Source organism: Klebsiella sp. YJ, assembly GCF_002108615.1.
In the GTDB taxonomy this organism is placed as follows: domain Bacteria; phylum Pseudomonadota; class Gammaproteobacteria; order Enterobacterales; family Enterobacteriaceae; genus Klebsiella; species Klebsiella planticola.
The window spans coordinates 88140-105720 of sequence record NZ_MTEG01000018.1 but is presented as its reverse complement, the minus strand read 5'-3'; the positions used below and the strand labels follow the sequence as shown (position 1 = coordinate 105720).

15 protein-coding genes are annotated in these 17581 nt (G+C 56.1%); 3 read left to right on the top strand and 12 right to left on the bottom strand.

The window, feature by feature from the left end; all coding sequences use genetic code 11:
• Positions 1–230 precede the first annotated feature (230 nt).
• Positions 231–1898: an energy-dependent translational throttle protein EttA gene (ettA, locus tag BV390_RS19190; protein ID WP_032689558.1), complete on the top strand. Its 1668-nt coding sequence runs from the start codon at positions 231–233 to the stop codon at positions 1896–1898.
• A gap of 68 nt (positions 1899–1966) precedes the next feature.
• On the opposite strand, the gene nadR is transcribed toward ettA, so the two are convergent.
• The 3 genes from nadR to serB form a co-directional block, all read right to left on the bottom strand.
• The gene (gene nadR / locus BV390_RS19185; protein ID WP_032689559.1) at positions 1967–3199 is read right to left on the bottom strand and encodes a multifunctional transcriptional regulator/nicotinamide-nucleotide adenylyltransferase/ribosylnicotinamide kinase NadR; all 1233 of its coding nucleotides are present in this window, start codon (positions 3197–3199) and stop codon (positions 1967–1969) included.
• A gap of 148 nt (positions 3200–3347) precedes the next feature.
• The gene (radA, locus tag BV390_RS19180; protein ID WP_004857671.1) at positions 3348–4730 is read right to left on the bottom strand and encodes a DNA repair protein RadA; all 1383 of its coding nucleotides are present in this window, start codon (positions 4728–4730) and stop codon (positions 3348–3350) included.
• Positions 4731–4740: 10 nt separating this feature from the next.
• Positions 4741–5712: a phosphoserine phosphatase gene (gene serB / locus BV390_RS19175; RefSeq protein WP_004857669.1), complete on the bottom strand. Its 972-nt coding sequence runs from the start codon at positions 5710–5712 to the stop codon at positions 4741–4743.
• Positions 5713–5815: 103 nt separating this feature from the next.
• Between serB and BV390_RS19170 the strand changes: the two genes are divergently transcribed.
• Positions 5816–6457, top strand: a complete 642-nt coding sequence (locus tag BV390_RS19170; RefSeq protein WP_032689562.1) for a YtjB family periplasmic protein — start codon at positions 5816–5818, stop codon at positions 6455–6457.
• 11 nt (positions 6458–6468) lie between these two features.
• Complete coding sequence (lplA, locus tag BV390_RS19165) at positions 6469–7485, top strand: lipoate--protein ligase LplA (protein WP_064385470.1); 1017 nt, start codon at positions 6469–6471, stop codon at positions 7483–7485.
• A gap of 224 nt (positions 7486–7709) precedes the next feature.
• Here lplA and deoD read toward each other — a convergent pair whose 3' ends face one another.
• The 9 genes from deoD to prfC form a co-directional block, all read right to left on the bottom strand.
• Positions 7710–8429: a purine-nucleoside phosphorylase gene (gene deoD, locus BV390_RS19160; protein WP_004857662.1), complete on the bottom strand. Its 720-nt coding sequence runs from the start codon at positions 8427–8429 to the stop codon at positions 7710–7712.
• 103 nt (positions 8430–8532) lie between these two features.
• Positions 8533–9756 carry a phosphopentomutase gene (gene deoB / locus BV390_RS19155; protein ID WP_004857660.1) on the bottom strand — a complete coding sequence of 408 codons (1224 nt, stop codon included), beginning with the start codon at positions 9754–9756 and terminating at the stop codon, positions 8533–8535.
• 52 nt (positions 9757–9808) lie between these two features.
• Positions 9809–11131: a thymidine phosphorylase gene (gene deoA / locus BV390_RS19150; protein ID WP_032689576.1), complete on the bottom strand. Its 1323-nt coding sequence runs from the start codon at positions 11129–11131 to the stop codon at positions 9809–9811.
• 156 nt (positions 11132–11287) lie between these two features.
• Positions 11288–12067, bottom strand: coding sequence for a deoxyribose-phosphate aldolase (deoC, locus tag BV390_RS19145; protein ID WP_004857657.1), 780 nt, complete (start codon positions 12065–12067; stop codon positions 11288–11290).
• A gap of 494 nt (positions 12068–12561) precedes the next feature.
• Complete coding sequence (locus BV390_RS19140) at positions 12562–13341, bottom strand: TatD family hydrolase (RefSeq protein WP_032697942.1); 780 nt, start codon at positions 13339–13341, stop codon at positions 12562–12564.
• A complete protein-coding gene (locus BV390_RS19135) occupies positions 13338–14411 on the bottom strand; it encodes a patatin-like phospholipase family protein (protein WP_032689578.1) in 1074 nt (357 codons plus the stop codon). Before BV390_RS19135 ends, BV390_RS19140 begins: the two co-directional genes overlap by 4 nt.
• A 250-nt stretch (positions 14412–14661) precedes the next feature.
• On the bottom strand, positions 14662–14823 hold the full coding sequence (locus BV390_RS19130; protein WP_004857650.1) for a DUF1328 domain-containing protein: 162 nt from the start codon (positions 14821–14823) through the stop codon (positions 14662–14664).
• A gap of 254 nt (positions 14824–15077) precedes the next feature.
• On the bottom strand, positions 15078–15689 hold the full coding sequence (gene osmY / locus BV390_RS19125; RefSeq protein ID WP_032689579.1) for a molecular chaperone OsmY: 612 nt from the start codon (positions 15687–15689) through the stop codon (positions 15078–15080).
• A 217-nt stretch (positions 15690–15906) separates the two neighbouring features.
• On the bottom strand, positions 15907–17496 hold the full coding sequence (gene prfC, locus BV390_RS19120; protein ID WP_004857644.1) for a peptide chain release factor 3: 1590 nt from the start codon (positions 17494–17496) through the stop codon (positions 15907–15909).
• Between the last annotated feature and the right edge of the window lie 85 nt (positions 17497–17581).

The window sequence follows — 17581 nt, the reverse complement described above, 5'->3', positions numbered from 1 at the left end:
CTCTTCCTCTGTTAAAAGTACATCTCACTACATCAGAGCAGCATCATGCCGCTTTTTAAATGTCCCAGTGTCGCTATAGATATGCTAACCAGACAACGCCAAACGTGCCACGTCCTGGACATTTTTTTACTCTTCTGTGAATCCCATCGCCTCTCTGGGCTTAACGCGTGAAAAAGGCTACACTTCGCCTTTGAAAACTATTCATCAAAATAAAAGAGGCGAAGTCCACCGTGGCTCAATTCGTTTATACCATGCATCGTGTCGGCAAAGTGGTTCCGCCGAAACGTCATATTTTGAAAAATATCTCCCTGAGCTTCTTCCCTGGCGCGAAGATCGGCGTTCTCGGTCTGAACGGTGCCGGTAAATCTACCCTGTTACGTATTATGGCCGGCATCGATACCGACATCGAAGGCGAAGCCCGCCCGCAGCCTGGCCTGAAAATTGGCTATCTGCCGCAGGAACCGCAGCTGAACCCGGAGCAGACCGTACGTGAGTCGGTAGAAGAAGCGGTAGCCGAAGTGGTTAACGCGCTAAAAGGCCTGGATGAGGTGTATGCCAAATACGCTGAGCCAGACGCCGACTTCGATAAACTCGCGGCGCAGCAGGGCAAGTTTGAAGAGATCATTCAGGCTCACGACGGCCATAACCTGAACGTGCAGCTGGAACGTGCGGCCGATGCCCTGCGTCTGCCGGACTGGGATGCGAAAATCGCCAACCTGTCCGGTGGTGAACGCCGCCGCGTGGCGCTGTGCCGCCTGCTGCTGGAAAAACCAGACATGCTGCTGCTCGACGAACCGACCAACCACCTGGATGCTGAATCCGTGGCCTGGCTGGAACGTTTCCTGCACGACTTCGAAGGGACCGTCGTGGCGATTACCCACGACCGTTACTTCCTCGATAACGTGGCCGGCTGGATCCTCGAACTGGACCGCGGCGAAGGGATTCCGTGGGAAGGCAACTACTCCTCCTGGCTGGAGCAGAAAGATCAGCGTCTGGCGCAGGAAGCCTCTCAGGAAGCGGCGCGCCGCAAATCCATCGAGAAAGAGCTGGAGTGGGTACGCCAGGGCGCGAAAGGCCGTCAGTCTAAGGGCAAAGCCCGTCTGGCGCGCTTTGAAGAGCTTAACAACGTTGAATACCAGAAGCGTAACGAAACCAACGAACTGTTTATTCCGCCTGGAGCCCGTCTGGGGGATAAAGTGGTTGAAGTCAGCAACCTGCGTAAGTCTTACGGCGACCGCGTGCTGATTGACGATCTGACCTTCTCGGTACCGAAAGGGGCAATCGTCGGGATTATCGGGCCTAACGGCGCCGGTAAATCGACCCTGTTCCGCATGATGTCCGGTCAGGAACAGCCTGATGCCGGTTCTATCACCCTGGGTGAAACCGTGAAGCTGGCTTCCGTCGATCAGTTCCGCGACGCGATGGATAACAGCAAAACCGTCTGGGAAGAAGTCTCCGGCGGGCTGGATATCATGAAGATCGGCAACACCGAAATGCCTAGCCGCGCCTACGTCGGTCGCTTTAACTTTAAAGGCGTCGACCAGGGTAAACGCGTGGGCGAACTTTCCGGCGGTGAGCGCGGTCGTCTGCACCTCGCGAAGCTGCTGCAGGTTGGCGGTAACGTGCTGCTGCTCGATGAACCGACCAACGACCTGGATATCGAAACCCTGCGCGCGTTAGAAAACGCCCTGCTGGAGTTCCCGGGATGTGCGATGGTTATCTCGCATGACCGTTGGTTCCTCGACCGTATCGCGACCCACATTCTGGATTACCAGGATGAAGGTAAAGTCGAATTCTTCGAAGGTAACTTCACCGAGTACGAAGAGTACAAGAAACGCACCCTCGGCGCCGATGCGCTGGAGCCAAAGCGTATCAAGTACAAGCGTATTGCGAAGTAATAAAAACGGGTGGCCCAGGCCACCCGTTTTTTTATGCTCAGCGCGCGCCAGAACTCCTCTGGCGGTGGTTAGCCCGGCTCACCCATCAGCTGCTTGACCAGATCAACGCAGCGCAGAAAGCGCGTGTCGTAATCCGACTCTTTCACATGCACAAAGTCGATCTCATTTTCTTTGAGCAGCGACACCAGCAGCGTCTGGAACTCCTTGCGATCCACCGAACTGCCGAGGCTACGTAAACCATCGGCCACCCACGGGGTATTGTTCTCCAGCAGAATCACCAGATCAAAACGGTACTCATCGATCAGCGCCTGCACGAAGGGATGTTCACGCCCTTCATACTTCAGGCAAAAGGCCTGGGTGCTGACGAAATCGGTGTCGATAAACGCCACCTTATTGGCATATTTAACCGCAAAATCAATATACTGCGCGTGGCCAAGCGCAATTTTGTCATAGTCGGAATACTGCAGCGCCATCTCATCGCCGCCGAGGTGCGAGAAGACGTAATCGCGACCATACTCCCAGGCGCTGGTGGTGTTAAAGATATTCGCGAGCTTATTGACCAGCGTCGATTTCCCGCTCGATTCGCCGCCAAGAATCGCCACCGTACGCACGAAGAACGGTTTCACTTCCGTCGGGATGTACTCCCAGTAGCGGAACGGGTTTTCACGGATCTGTCCGCCGCTGATGCTCATAAAGGTTCGTTTCGGATCGATCAGCACGGTTTCGATCGCCAGATGCTGCAGATATTGCTGCGCATCCGCCTCTTCCGAGGTGTAGATCCAGTTCGGCTGGATCCCTTTATCGCTCATAAATGCGCGGATCCCGCGGCTCCAGACGTCCCAGCCGTGGGGATAAGGTTCCATCCCCTCTTCATTAAACGCATGAATACGGATATTTTTCTGATATTTGAAGGTTTGCAGCAGCCAGCGCAGACGATCGGAAACCGTCGGCTGTTGCGACATCGCGCTGTCTTCAAACAGCTGACGATCGCGCGTATCGTCGTAACCCATGATGATATGCAGCTCATCCACCTGGCTACAGGCGCGCTGAATCAGATAGATATGTCCGGTGTGCAGCGGATAGAACTTACCAAATACCACGCCGACGCTCTTTTGCCGACGCGGGAATTCCAGGCCAAGAAAACGGTGCAGGGCTTCCAGCTTCTGCGCGCTTGGGCTTTTGATTTTGGCATTCAGCAGCTGGCTCAAATAGCCTTTGGTCATTCCGCTGGCTTCCGCGACCTGTTGCAGCGTACAGCCCTTTTGCTTAATCGCGGTTTTGAGATAGTCGAAAGATGACACAAGAGCCTCCTGCTTTAGCAAAACTGAAGAAATACCCTGTTGGTTACGGGAAGCAGGCGGGCGAAGCCCGATGAACGGAAGCAACTCAGCCATTCATACGGCCCCACGCGGCCAGCCCTCTGCCGCCGAACAGGCGGCGGGTATTTAATTATAAGTCGTCAAACACGCTTAGCGCGTCTGAAAGCTTTTTCACACCAAAGATTTGCATCCCTTCTGGTGCTTTTTTCGGCACGTTGGCTGCCGGGACGATGGCGCGACGAAAACCATGTTTCGCCGCCTCGGAGATGCGCTCCTGGCCGCTGGGCACCGGACGGATTTCGCCGGACAGCCCCACTTCACCAAACACCACCAGATCGTGCGGCAGCGGACGATCGCGCAGACTGGAAACCATCGCCAGCAGCAGCGCCAGGTCGGCGCTGGTTTCCGCTACCTTCACCCCGCCGACGACGTTAACAAAAACATCCTGATCGGCCATCTGCAGGCCGCCGTGACGGTGCAGTACCGCCAGCAAAATCGCCAGGCGATTCTGCTCCAGCCCTACCGCGACGCGACGCGGGTTAGACATCATTGAATGATCGACCAGCGCCTGAATCTCCACCAGCAGAGGACGGGTGCCTTCCCAGACCACCATCACCGAGCTGCCGGAAGTCACTTCATCGCCGCGGCTGAGAAAAATCGCCGAAGGGTTACTGATTTCACGCAGCCCCTGCTCGGTCATCGCGAACACCCCCAGCTCATTCACCGCGCCAAAGCGGTTTTTATGGCTGCGCAGGGTACGAAAGCGAGAATCGGCATCGCCATCCAGCAGCACCGAGCAGTCAATACAGTGCTCCAGCACCTTTGGCCCGGCCAGCGAGCCATCTTTGGTCACATGACCGACCATGATGATCGCGACATCGCGCGTTTTCGCAAAACGGGTCAGATAAGCTGCCGTTTCGCGTACCTGGGCGACGCTGCCCGGCGACGACTGAACGTCAGCCATATGCATCACCTGGATCGAGTCGATAACCATCAGCTGCGGCTTTTCGTCATCGGCTATCTGGCAGATTTGTTCAATGCTGGTCTCGGAGAGCATATTGAGATTAGCGGTCGGCAGCCCCAGGCGATGAGCGCGCATCGCCACCTGCTGCAACGACTCTTCCCCGGTGACGTACAGCGTTTTCATGTTTTCCGACAGGCGGCACAGCGTCTGCAGCAGCAGCGTCGATTTACCCGCCCCCGGACTGCCGCCAATCAGAATGGCGCTGCCCGGCACCACGCCACCGCCGAGCACGCGGTCAAACTCTTTAAAACCGGTGGAGAAACGCGGTAGCGCCTCAAGGCTGATCTCCGACAGCTTTTGCACCTTCGACGCGCCGGCATTCCCGGCGTAGCCCGTCAGACGCTCGTTTCTCGCCACCTGCGGCGAAGCGGCAATACGCACCTCGGTGATGGTATTCCAGGCATGACAGGCGCTGCACTGCCCCTGCCAGCGCGGGTAATCCGCACCACATTCATTACAGACAAATGCGCGTTTTGGAGCTTTCGCCACGTGTTACCTCTTACTTTTGATTCATGCTGCCTGAGAGAATACAGAAGACTCCCATCAGGTCAGCGTGACGGATCGTCACTTCCGCCTGCTCATTCACTTTTGGCTTAGCATGATACGCGATCCCCAGCCCCGCCGCTTTGATCATCGGTAGATCGTTGGCGCCATCGCCGATCGCCACGGTCTGCGCCGGCGGGATTGCATATTTTTCCGCCAGTTTTCGCAGCGTGGCGGCTTTATATTTGGCATCGACAATATCGCCAATGACGTTTCCGGTCAGCTTGCCGTCCATAATCTCCAGCTCATTAGCGACCACGGCGTCAAGATGCAGCTTGTCGCGCAGGTATTCGGCGAAGAAGGTGAATCCGCCGGAGGCAATCGCGACTTTCCAGCCCAGCGTCTCCAGCTTCAGCACCAGCTGCGCCAGCCCCGGCATCAGCGGTAGCGATTCACGTACCTGCAGCAGAATATTGGCATCGGCATCTTTCAACGTCGCCACCCGCTGACGCAGGCTGGCGGTGAAGTCCAGCTCACCGCGCATCGCCCGTTCGGTCACTTCCGACACCATTTCGCCGGTTCCGGCCAGTTTGGCGATTTCGTCAATGCACTCGATTTGAATCGCCGTGGAGTCCATATCCATCACCAGCAGCCCAGGCGTGCGCAGATGCGGGATTTTCCCCAGCGGGGCGACATCCAGCCCCGCTTCGTGCGCCAGCCGGGTTGCCCGCAGCGTCAGAGAGCCCGCCAGACGAATAACCTGATAATCTTCGACAACCCAGGAGGCAACGATAACCAGCGCCGCTCCCAGCTCACGCTGCCAGGCCGTCAGCCGGCGTTTATCAAGGCCGCGCCCGTAGAGCAGCCAGCCGCTGCGTCCGGCATGATAATCCAGCGGCATGACCTCATCACCGCTCAGCGAAAGCGGTAATCCAGGCCACAGGGAAACATCTTCGGGCAGATCGCACCAGGTCAAACTGTTTGGCATTACGGCTCCACATTTCTTTATTCAGGCCAGGAAAATAACGCATGAGGCTACCTTGTAACCAGCGCTTCTGGCAACATTAAGCTGTAAATATTAAAGGTGGAATATGGTACGCGCAAAACTGAAATTCCGACTGCATCGCGCCGTCATTGTTCTTATCTGCCTCGCGCTTCTCGTTGCCCTGATGCAGGGAGCGTCGTGGTTCAGCCAGAACAGCCAAAAGCAACGTAATCCACAGTTAGAAGAACTGGCTCGCACTCTTGCGCAGCAGGTTACGCTGAATCTGGCGCCAATGATGCGCAGCGAGACCCCTGATGAAAAACGGATCGGTGAGCTGCTGGAGCTGCTGACCCGCCAGAGCCGGGTCCTCGATGCCGGAGTCTATGATGACCAGGGCGATCTGGTCGCTCGCTCGGGCGAAGGGGTCAACGTGCGCGACAGGCTGGCGCTGGACGGCAAAAAAGCGGGCGGTTACTTCAATCAGCAGATCGTGGAGCCGATTCAGGGTAAAAACGGGCCGCTGGGCTACCTGCGCCTGACGCTGGATACCCATACGTTAGCCACCGAGGCGAAACAGGTGGATAATACCACCAATATTTTACGTCTGATGCTGCTGCTGTCACTGGCTATCGGCGTGGTGCTGACCCGCACGCTGCTGCAGGGCAAGCGCACCCGCTGGCAGCAATCGCCCTTCCTGCTCACCGCCAATAAGCCGGTGCAGGACGAAGACAAAGATGAATCAGAATAAGGAAATCGCTGATGTCGACGCTACGCCTGCTGCTCTCAGATTCTACGGATCCCTGGTTCAACCTCGCGGTTGAAGAGTGTATTTTCCGCCAGATGCCCGCCACCCAGCGCGTGCTGTTCCTGTGGCGCAATGCCGACACGGTGGTCATTGGGCGGGCGCAAAACCCGTGGAAAGAGTGCAACACCCGCCGGATGGAAGAGGATAACGTCCGTCTGGCCCGCCGCAGCAGCGGCGGCGGCGCGGTATTCCACGATCTCGGCAACACCTGCTTTACCTTCATGGCAGGTAAACCCGAGTACGATAAAACCGTCTCCACCCGGATTGTACTGGCTGCGCTGGAGGCGCTGGGCGTCACGGCTGAAGCATCCGGGCGCAATGACCTGGTGGTCAAAACTGCCGAAGGCGATCGTAAAATCTCCGGTTCGGCCTACCGCGAAACCCTTGACCGCGGTTTTCACCACGGAACGCTGCTGTTGAATGCCGATTTAAGTCGTCTGGCAAACTATCTCAACCCGGATAAAAAGAAGCTACAGGCGAAAGGTATCACTTCGGTACGCGGCCGCGTAGCCAATCTGGTTGAGCTGCTGCCGGGTATTACGCACCAGCAGGTCTGCTCGGCGATTGAAGAGGCCTTTTTCACCTACTACGGCGAGCGCGTCGCCGCGGAAGTGATTTCGCCCGATAAGACGCCGGATCTGCCGAACTTTGCCGAAACCTTCGCCCGCCAGAGCAGCTGGGCATGGAATTTTGGCCAGGCGCCGGCCTTCTCGCACCTGCTGGATGAGCGCTTCGTCTGGGGTGGGGTTGAGCTGCACTTTGACGTTGAGAAAGGCCATATCACCCGTGCGCAGGTCTTTACCGATAGCCTGAATCCGGCGCCGCTGGAAACGCTGGCTACGCGATTGCAGGGCTGCCCGTATCGTGCTGACGTGCTGCAGCAGGCGTGTGAAGCATTATTAGTGGATTTCCCGGAGCAGGAGAAAGAGCTGCGGGAGCTGTCGGCATGGATTGCCGGCGCGGTGCGCTGATAAAAAAGCCGGATGGCGGCTACGCCTTATCCGGCCTACAGATTCCGCACGGTTTGATTGACCGCTCAGCGCGAGACTAGCGTTTACGCCCTATCCGGCCGACAGATCCCGCACGGTTTGATTGACCGCTCAGCGCGAGACTAGCGGTTACGCCCTATCCGGCCGGCAGATCCCGCACGGTTTGATTGACCCGGTAAGCGCAGCGCCACCGGGCAATACAACCTTTACTCTTTATCGCCCAGCAGAACGGATTCCAGCGCGATTTTGATCATATCGTTGAACGTCGTCTGACGCTCAGCCGCGGTCGTTTGCTCATGCGTACGAATATGATCGGAAACGGTGCAGATAGTCAGCGCTTTCGCCCCGAACTCCGCCGCTACGCCGTAGATACCGGCGGCTTCCATTTCCACGCCCAGGATGCCGTATTTTTCCATCACATCGAACATGGACGGATCCGGGGTATAGAACAGGTCTGCGGAGAAGATGTTGCCGACACGGGCATCAACGCCCAGCGCTTTTGCAGCATCAACCGCGTTACGCACCATGCCGAAGTCAGCGATAGCGGCGAAATCATGATCTTTAAAGCGCAGACGGTTAACTTTGGAGTCGGTGCACGCGCCCATGCCAATCACCACATCACGCAGTTTGACATCAGCACGTACCGCGCCGCAGGAGCCCACGCGAATAATCTTCTTCACGCCGAAATCGGTGATCAGCTCTTTGGTGTAGATGGAGCAGGACGGGATCCCCATGCCGTGGCCCATGACGGAGATCTTGCGGCCTTTATAGGTACCGGTGAAGCCCAGCATGCCGCGCACGTTGTTCACTTCGCGCACGTCTTCAAGGAAAGTTTCCGCGATGTGCTTCGCGCGCAGCGGGTCGCCCGGCATCAACACGACGTCAGCGAAATCACCCATTTCTGCATTAATATGAGGAGTTGCCATCTTCAGTTCCTTTTATATTGTTGTTTTTGCCGGGCGGCGGCTGCGCCTTACCCGGCCTACAAAACCACAGGCCCGGTCAGCATAGCGCCACCGGGCAATGACCTTAGAACATGGCCTTGCCATATTCCATGTCGGACGTACCAAAGTATTTCGCCAGGGTCTGGCCGATATCCGCGAAGGTTTCACGGTGGCCCAGCGAGCCCGGTTTAACTTTCGGGCCGTAGACCAGTACCGGGATATGCTCACGCGTATGATCAGTACCCTGCCAGCTCGGGTCACAGCCGTGGTCAGCGGTCAGGATCAGAATGTCATCTTCACCCACCAGCTCCATCAGCTCCGGCAGACGGCGGTCGAACAGTTCCAGACCCGCAGCATAACCGGCGATATCGCGACGATGCCCCCAGGAAGAGTCGAAGTCCACGAAGTTAGTGAAGACGATGGTCTTATCACCCGCTTCTTTCATCTCTTTGATGGTCGCGTCAAACAGCGCATCCAGGCCGGTCGCTTTCACTTTTTTGGTGATCCCGCAGTTGGCATAGATGTCGGCGATTTTCCCAACGGAAACCACGTGGCCGCCTTTCTCGTCAACCAGCTTTTGCAACACGGTCGGCGCAGGCGGTTCAACGGCCAGATCGTGACGGTTGCCGGTACGCTGGAAGTGGCCCGGTTTATCACCCACGAACGGACGCGCGATAACGCGGCCAATGTTGTAGCCACCTTCAGTCAGCTCCTCACGGGCGATTTCGCACAGCTCGTAGAGTTTATCCAGACCAAAGGTCTCTTCGTGGCAGGCAATCTGGAACACGGAGTCAGCGGAGGTATAGAAAATCGGCTTGCCGGTTTTCATATGTTCTTCGCCAAGCTCATCCAGAATCACCGTCCCGGAAGAGTGACAGTTACCGAGGTAGCCCGGCAGGTTTGCACGTTTAACCAGTTTATCCAGCAGCTCCTGCGGGAAGCTGTTCTGATGGTCACTGAAGTAGCCCCATTCGAACAGAACCGGTACACCGGCGATTTCCCAGTGGCCGGACGGCGTATCTTTACCGGAAGAGAGCTCATGCGCCCAGGCGTATGCGCCAATGACGTCCGCACTGGCGTCCATCCCGGCAGCAATCTTACCGGTCGAGCCCTCGTGAGCTTTGACCAGCCCCAGACGGGTCAGATTAGGCAAATTGAGTGGGCCTTTACGGCCATGGTCAGCCTCGCCCTTAGCGCAGGCTTCAGCAATGTGGCCCATCGTGTCTGAGCCGACGTCGCCAAAGCGAGCGGCATCTTCAGTCGCACCGATGCCGAAAGAGTCCAGCACCATAATAAATGCACGTTTCATATTATTCTCCGTACCTTTTGCGCTGCAAAAAAGCGATCAGATCAGTATACCGTTATTCGGTGATTCGGCGATAGACCGTCGGGGTTTCTTTCGGCGCCTTATCGTCCAGTTTAATTGCCGCTTTGACGGCTTTCGCCGCATCCTGCCAGCTGGCTTCATCTTTGGCATGGATAACCGCGAGCGGACGCTGCCCGTCAACGCTGTCACCCAGGCGCGCCATGTCGGTAAAGCCGACGCTATAGTCAATCGGATCGGACGCCTGGCGACGACCGCCGCCCATCGACACCACCGCCATACCCAGCGCACGGGTGTCCATTTCAGCGACAAACCCTTCACCATCAGCGTAGACCGCTTTGCTCAGCATGGCGGTAGGCAGATAGTTATCGTAGTTCTCGACGAAATCAGTCGGCCCTTTTTGCGCGGCAACCATCCGGCCAAAGACTTCCGCCGCTTTGCCGTTGTCCAGCACCGCCTGCAGTTTCGCCCGCGCGTCGGCGTCATCCTGGGCCAGCTTGCCGGAAATCAGCATTTCCACGCACAGCGCCATAGTCACATCAAACAGACGCGGATTGCGGTATTCGCCGGTCAGGAAGCGAACCGCTTCACGGACTTCGACGGCATTACCGGCGCTGGATGCCAGCACCTGGTTCATATCGGTCAGCAGCGCGGTAGTACGCACGCCGGCACCGTTGGAAACGCCAACGATCGCTTCGGCAAGCGCTGCGGAGAGTTCGTAGGTCGGCATAAAGGCGCCGCTGCCTACTTTGACGTCCATCACCAGCGCATCCAGGCCTTCCGCCAGTTTTTTCGCCAGAATCGAGGCGGTGATGAGCGGGATGGAATCCACCGTCGCGGTAATATCGCGGGTGGCATAGAAACGTTTGTCGGCAGGGGCCAGCGAACTGGTCTGCCCAATGATGGCGACGCCAACATCTTTAATAATGCCGCGGAAACGGGCGTCATCCGGGAAAATATCGAAACCTGGAATGGCTTCCAGTTTGTCGAGGGTGCCGCCGGTATGACCGAGGCCGCGCCCGGAGATCATCGGCACATAGCCGCCGCAGGCGGCGACCATCGGACCAAGCATCAGCGAAGTCACATCGCCCACGCCGCCGGTGGAGTGTTTATCGACAATCGGGCCATTCAGATTGAGGCTTTTCCAGTCCAGAACGGTTCCTGAATCCCGCATTGCCATGGTTAACGAGACGCGTTCTGGCATAGACATATCGTGGAAAAAGATGGTCATCGCCAGCGCCGCGATCTGCCCTTCAGAAACGGTGTTATCGCGGATCCCGTTGATGAAAAAGCGAATTTCGTCATCGCTCAGCGCATGGCCATCACGTTTTTTACGAATAATTTCTTGTGCGAGAAACAAGGTAACCCCCTGAGGAATAAGGTCAAATTCGGCGGGCGGCGTTGTCTGCGCCCGCGCTAAGATCCTGTAGCCCGGCCGAGCGTCGCGACGCCGGGAATCTCCCGGGGTCGGCGCAGCTGCGCCTCCTCCGGGCTACGGTTTTGTCGCCGTTACGCCTTAGTAGCTGCTGGCGCTCTTACCGTCGCCGTGACCCAGCGCTTTCAGCAGGCTTGCCAGCAGGCTGGAGGCGCCGAAACGATAGTGGCGGGAATCCGCCCAGTCGGCACCAAACAGTTCATCGGCAATCGCCAGGAACTGCTGCGCATCTTCAGCGCTGCGGACGCCGCCCGCAGGCTTAAAGCCAACGGTTTTCTGTACACCCATATCGCGGATCACTTCCAGCATGATACGTGCGCTTTCCGGCGTCGCGTTTACCGGAACTTTACCGGTCGAGGTTTTGATGAAATCCGCCCCGGCTTTAATAGAAATTTCAGAGGCTTTGCGAATTAACGCTTCTTCTTTCAGCTCACCGGTTTCGATGATCACTTTCAACAGCACGTTGGCCGCCGCGCAAGCCTCTTTACAGGCCTTCACCAGATCGAATCCGACCTGCTCGTTACCCGCGATCAGCGCGCGGTACGGGAATACCACGTCAACTTCGTCCGCGCCGTAAGCGATGGCCGCACGGGTTTCCGCCAGCGCGATATCGATATCATCGTTACCATGCGGGAAGTTTGTGACCGTGGCGATACGGATATCCGGGGTGCCTTGCGCGTTCAGCGTTTTACGCGCGATCGGGATAAAGCGCGGATAGATGCAGATAGCCGCTGTGTTCCCTACCGGCGTTTTTGCCTGATGGCACAGAGCGATCACCTTTTCATTGGTGTCATCGTCATTCAGCGTGGTCAGGTCCATCAGTTTCAACGCGCGCAGGCTGCTTGCAGATAAATCAGTCATTTTACACTCCGACGGCTTATTGCCGGTTCAATAGTTTGTTCACCTTGCGAGTCTGTTACTATTGTAACATCACCTCGCCGTTACACTTCGACATTCATCACAGTTAATGAAAACTCATAGAGAATTTGCATTACTTTAATGTGACATTGATCACCTTTATGGCTGCGGTATTACGCTGAAAGACGCCAGGTTTACTTTAAGCATAATCAAAATCCTCAGACACAAGGGGATGTTAATATAATAACATAGAACCACAATACTCCTCGACAAAAGCGAATGCATATTGTGCTAAAAATTGAAAATCAGGCAATAATCATTGAAAAATAAGCAGGTTACTGAAAAAAGACGATGATGGAATTATAACATTCTCAGGAGTGCGTGGAAGGAAGGGGAGCCGGGCAGCGAGGCAGTACGCCCTTGCCGGCGATGATGCCGCAACCTCTTAGCCGCGGCGGACTCACGAGCGTCATCACTGACAGTGCGCTACGCCTACGTCACAGGTTACAGAACAACGCTTTCGTATTGTCTAACAACGCATTCGCAATGACATCCGCAGGTTCCTGCCGCAGTTCACATAACGAGGCAAAGACGCGGGCCACCTGCTCGGGTCGATTTGGCTGCCCCTGAAAACCATTGAGCGGCATATCCGGCGCATCCGTCTCCAGCAGCAGTGCCGATAGCGGCAGACGCGCCATCACATCACGCGTTTTACTGGCACGTGGGTAGGTTATGGTCCCGCCGACGCCAATTTTATAACCTGACTGAACAAAACGTTCCGCTTGCTGCAGGCTTCCCGCGAAACCATGTACCACGCCGGTTCTCGGCAAGGCATGTTTTTTCAGCAGCATCGCCAGCGTATCGTGAGTACGGCGGGAGTGGAGAATCACCGGCAGATCGTACCGCTTCGCCAGCCGCAGCTGCGCTTCCAGCATGCTCTTCTGGCGCTCAAACTGCGGATCTTCACGATACAGATCGAGCCCCGTCTCCCCCACGGCGACCACCTTTCGGTGGCGTTGGCGCAGGCACTCTTCCAACTGCTCAAGACTGCGCTCATCATGCCGTTCGATCGCAATGGGATGCAGTCCTACGGCGGCATAAATCGCTTCATGCTGCTCCGCCAGCGCTAATACGCGGGGGAAATTTTCCGCTTCAATGGCCGGGACAATTATCTGCGTCACCCCGGCTTGCGCCGCCCGGGCAAGACTCTCGGCCACATGGCCGGCGAAGGGCGGGAAATCAAAATGACAATGCGTATCGATAAACGTCCACGTCATGCCAGATCCTCGTTATCAAAGCTGGCATCATTAGCCTGCGGGGCGGTAACGAAAGTGGCCGGATGGGAATCGTTGGCGACGGAAGCCGCCGGCACCACAACCGAGGCCGGCTGCGTGACTCGCGGCAAATGACGCACCAGCGGTGGACGGTCTGCCAGCAGTTTGCCGACCGTCGCCAGGAAATAACGCCCGCACTGCCGCCCGGTCTTGTAGTCTTCCAGCAGCGCCGGTAGACGGCTTCCCAGCGCCATACTTTTAAGCGGTTTCTGCGGATAAATTTCCAGGATGCGCAGCTTACCCGGCGGCTTCTCAATAAACTGTTGGGTAGTGCGATAGGTGGCCTCGTGATGCTGGACCAGGTTCACAAACGGCTGCAGGCTGCTTTCCCCCAGCCAACGCTCCATTCGCTTAAACCACTGCGGGGTATAGAACATCTGTGAAGGCACCGTACGGATAACCACGATGGTTTGCGCCCCGCGTCGGGCCGCCTCCTGTACGGGAATCGCATCGCTGACGCCGCCATCCAGATAGCTGATGCCATCCAGCATGACGCCGCTGCGATAAAAGCCGGGGATCGCGCTGGAAGCGCGGATCAAATCGAGCCACGTGGTCTGCGTGGGGGCAAAATAGTCTGGCGTATAATCATCGCCCCGGCAGGCGCACATCCACAGCTCTTTCCCCAGAGCGAACTGCTCTTCCGCATAGCTCATCGCCAGCGGCATTTTTTGCGCCGTGGTCTCCACCAGCCAGTCAAGGTCGATAAGATTGCCGCCGCGGACAAAACGCATAGGATCGAAAAATTGCCGGGCCGTGGTGTAACGGGTGATGACCTTGCGGGCGTAGCCCTGCTGGTTGCACATGTAGGCCGACAGGTTCTGCGCCCCGGCGGATGTTCCCAGCATAATGTCAAAGGGGTTGAATCCCGCGCGCATGAACTCATCCAGTACTCCGGCGGTAAAAATACCTCGCTGACCGCCACCCTCGCACACCAGGCCAAGCTTGCCCGGAAGAAATGGTTTGACCGACAGCGGCGCAATATTGCCAAGCGTTACGGGAATTCGATGTCCCACCCTGCTTTCCTGTTATGTTTTATTGTACCAGCCCAAAATAATCCGGCGGGGTCTCTCCCCAGCGCTCCCGGCCCGTCGGGCGACGTTCACCGCCCACAAGGGATCTGAAATCCTGGCGTCCATCGCCGCGCCGTCCTGCAATTATTACCCCCCTGAAACCACGAAAGCCAGTCCTGAGGACTGGCTTTATGTAAAACGCTATGTCATTAAAACGCCTTTCGCGTCCTGCGCGGCAGGGAAAGACCGCTTTCTATGGGCGCCGGCGCCCGGTAAACAGGCTAACCAGGAACAGAATAATACCGACGACAAAGACGATTTTTGCAGCCCAGGCAGCCGTACCCGCCAGGCTACCAAATCCTAACGCGGCGGCAATCAGTGCAATGACCAGAAAAATAATGCCCCATCGAAACATAATGTGCTCCTTACCATAGTGGATAACGGTCGCTTTTCTGCGCGCTCAGGCCGCGCATAAATCAACCCTGTCATGCTCTTTTTCTTAACTCGTCATACGTCGAATTGCTGGTGCTCGGGCGATGCCCGTGTTCCTCGATAAAATGACCTGAATAAGCGCCAGAGGATTCATTTGTTTACCTCCCGCATGTCATTCAACGCGCAATTCAAAGAGTTGAATAGTTAACGGGAAATAACGTTATTAAATGAATGGGTTTATTTAACGCTAAGATTATTTTCTACGTTTTTTACACCCGAAACGGCTTTGGCAATGTCTGCCGCGCGATCCGCCTGCTGACGAGAATCAACGGTTCCGGATAAATGTACGGTCCCGGCACGGGTTTCAACCGTGACCTTTCGCGACGGTACAATGTCATCCGCCAACAGTTTGGCTTTGACTTGACTGGTAATGGCCGTATCGCCTGCGTACCCCTTCAGGCTAGCAGACTTCTCTGCGACCACGTTCAACTGGTCATGCACGGTGGTCACGCCTTTGACCGTTTTCGCGGCGTTCACCGCCAGATCTTTTTGCTCCGCACTGTCAACCGAGCCGCTCAGCGTCACCACTTTATTCTCGGTTTTCACAGAGATATCGCTGCTGCGAATATTTTTATCGTCAATCAGCGCCGCTTTCACCCTGGCGGTGATAGTGCTGTCATCCATAAAATCGCCAACTTTGTTCAGCGAGCTGTCGACGGCCTGACCGGCGCTGGAGGCAACCGATTGTGCGCTGTTCGCCGGCGGATTTTCTGCATATGCCGAGGCGCTTATCATGGCTGAGCCTAAGAAGAGAGCCAGCAACGTCCCGGCATCCTTTAGTCTTGTCATCTCTCTGTCCTCGTTATTTCTATATCGCTAAAGCAAAATAAGTAGCTTATTAAGCCAGAATCTTAAAAATTACTTATTAAATATAGTAGAAGGTCATGAAAGAGACGGAAAATATGCACAAAAAGTCACGCTGACGGGATCTTTAAGAACTTTCTATAACGCAGGAAACAACAACAAAATAGCGTGGAGCGCGGTGAGAGCCGCGCTCCGGAAGGGATTAGTGCTCGCGAGTTTTACGGAACAGAACGTCAGGATAGCGTTCCTGCGTCAGGTTCAGGTTAACCATCGTTGGCGCGATATATGTCAGATTATCACCGCCATCGAGGGCCAGCTGAATTTCGTTTTTACGCTTAAATTCCTCAAATTTTTTCACGTCGGTGGATTCCACCCAACGTGCGGTCGCCACGTTCACCGATTCGTAGATCGCTTCCACGTTGTATTCACTCTTCAGACGAGCCACGACCACATCAAACTGCAGCACCCCGACCGCGCCGACAATAAGATCGTTATTGGCGATCGGACGGAAGACCTGTACCGCGCCCTCTTCAGAAAGCTGTACCAGCCCTTTGAGCAGCTGCTTCTGCTTCAGCGGATCCTTCAGGCGAATACGACGGAACAGCTCCGGTGCGAAGTTCGGGATACCGGTGAATTTCATCATCTCGCCCTGGGTGAAGGTATCACCGATCTGAATCGTGCCGTGGTTGTGCAGACCGATAATATCGCCCGGCCACGCCTCTTCCACATGAGAACGGTCGCCGGCCATAAAGGTCAGCGCATCGGAAATCACCACGTCTTTGCCCGTACGGACCTGACGCAGCTTCATGCCCTTCTCATACTTACCGGACACCACGCGCATAAAGGCCACGCGGTCACGGTGTTTCGGATCCATGTTGGCCTGAATTTTAAAGACGAAACCGGTAAATTTCTCTTCTTCCGCCGTCACTTCACGGGTATCGGTTTTGCGCGGCATCGGCGCCGGCGCCCACTCAACCAGGCCATCCAGCATATGATCCACGCCGAAGTTACCTAAGGCCGTACCAAAGAAGACCGGGGTGATTTCACCGGCGAGGAACAGATCTTTATCAAACTCGTTTGAAGCGCCCTGTACCAGCTCCAGCTCATCACGCAGCTGCTGCGCCAGATCTTCGCCGACGGCCAGATCGAGATCCGGGTTATTCAACCCTTTTACGATCCGCACTTCCTGAATAGTGTGGCCCTTACCGGTCTGATAGAGATAGGTCTCATCTTTGTAGAGATGGTACACGCCCTTAAACAGCTTACCGCAGCCAATCGGCCAGGTGATCGGCGCGCAGGCAATACGCAGCTCGTTCTCCACTTCATCCAGCAGCTCCATCGGATCGCGGATATCACGGTCGAGTTTGTTCATGAACGTCAGGATCGGCGTATCGCGCAGACGGGTCACTTCCATCAGCTTACGGGTACGATCTTCAACGCCTTTTGCCGCATCGATGACCATCAGACAGCAGTCCACCGCCGTCAGGGTACGGTAGGTATCTTCGGAGAAGTCTTCGTGGCCCGGGGTATCCAGCAGGTTAACCAGGCTGTTGTGATACGGGAACTGCATCACCGACGTGGTAATGGAGATACCACGCTGCTTTTCCATCTCCATCCAGTCTGATTTTGCATGCTGGCTCGAACCACGGCCTTTCACGGTACCGGCGGTTTGAATCGCCTGTCCGAACAGTAATACCTTCTCGGTGATGGTCGTTTTACCGGCATCCGGGTGAGAGATAATGGCAAAAGTGCGGCGTTTAGCCACCTCTTGCAGATAAGGAGACAACGTCATAATTGATTCTTCTTAGTAAACGCGGCAACCGGCCACGCATGTGGAATACGAAAAATTGCGGCTATTTTACCCATCAATAGGGGGG

Excerpts from the sequence above, each read along its gene's own strand:
- osmY (WP_032689579.1), bottom strand. The coding sequence starts at position 15,689 with ATGACAAGACTAAAGGATGCCGGGACGTTGCTGGCTCTCTTCTTAGGC.
- BV390_RS19140 (WP_032697942.1), bottom strand. The coding sequence starts at position 13,341 with ATGACGTGGACGTTTATCGATACGCATTGTCATTTTGATTTCCCGCCC.
- deoD (WP_004857662.1), bottom strand. The coding sequence starts at position 8,429 with ATGGCAACTCCTCATATTAATGCAGAAATGGGTGATTTCGCTGACGTC.
- BV390_RS19130 (WP_004857650.1), bottom strand. The coding sequence starts at position 14,823 with ATGTTTCGATGGGGCATTATTTTTCTGGTCATTGCACTGATTGCCGCC.
- BV390_RS19170 (WP_032689562.1), top strand. The coding sequence starts at position 5,816 with ATGGTACGCGCAAAACTGAAATTCCGACTGCATCGCGCCGTCATTGTT.
- serB (WP_004857669.1), bottom strand. The coding sequence starts at position 5,712 with ATGCCAAACAGTTTGACCTGGTGCGATCTGCCCGAAGATGTTTCCCTG.
- deoC (WP_004857657.1), bottom strand. The coding sequence starts at position 12,067 with ATGACTGATTTATCTGCAAGCAGCCTGCGCGCGTTGAAACTGATGGAC.
- lplA (WP_064385470.1), top strand. The coding sequence starts at position 6,469 with ATGTCGACGCTACGCCTGCTGCTCTCAGATTCTACGGATCCCTGGTTC.
- prfC (WP_004857644.1), bottom strand. The coding sequence starts at position 17,496 with ATGACGTTGTCTCCTTATCTGCAAGAGGTGGCTAAACGCCGCACTTTT.
- deoB (WP_004857660.1), bottom strand. The coding sequence starts at position 9,756 with ATGAAACGTGCATTTATTATGGTGCTGGACTCTTTCGGCATCGGTGCG.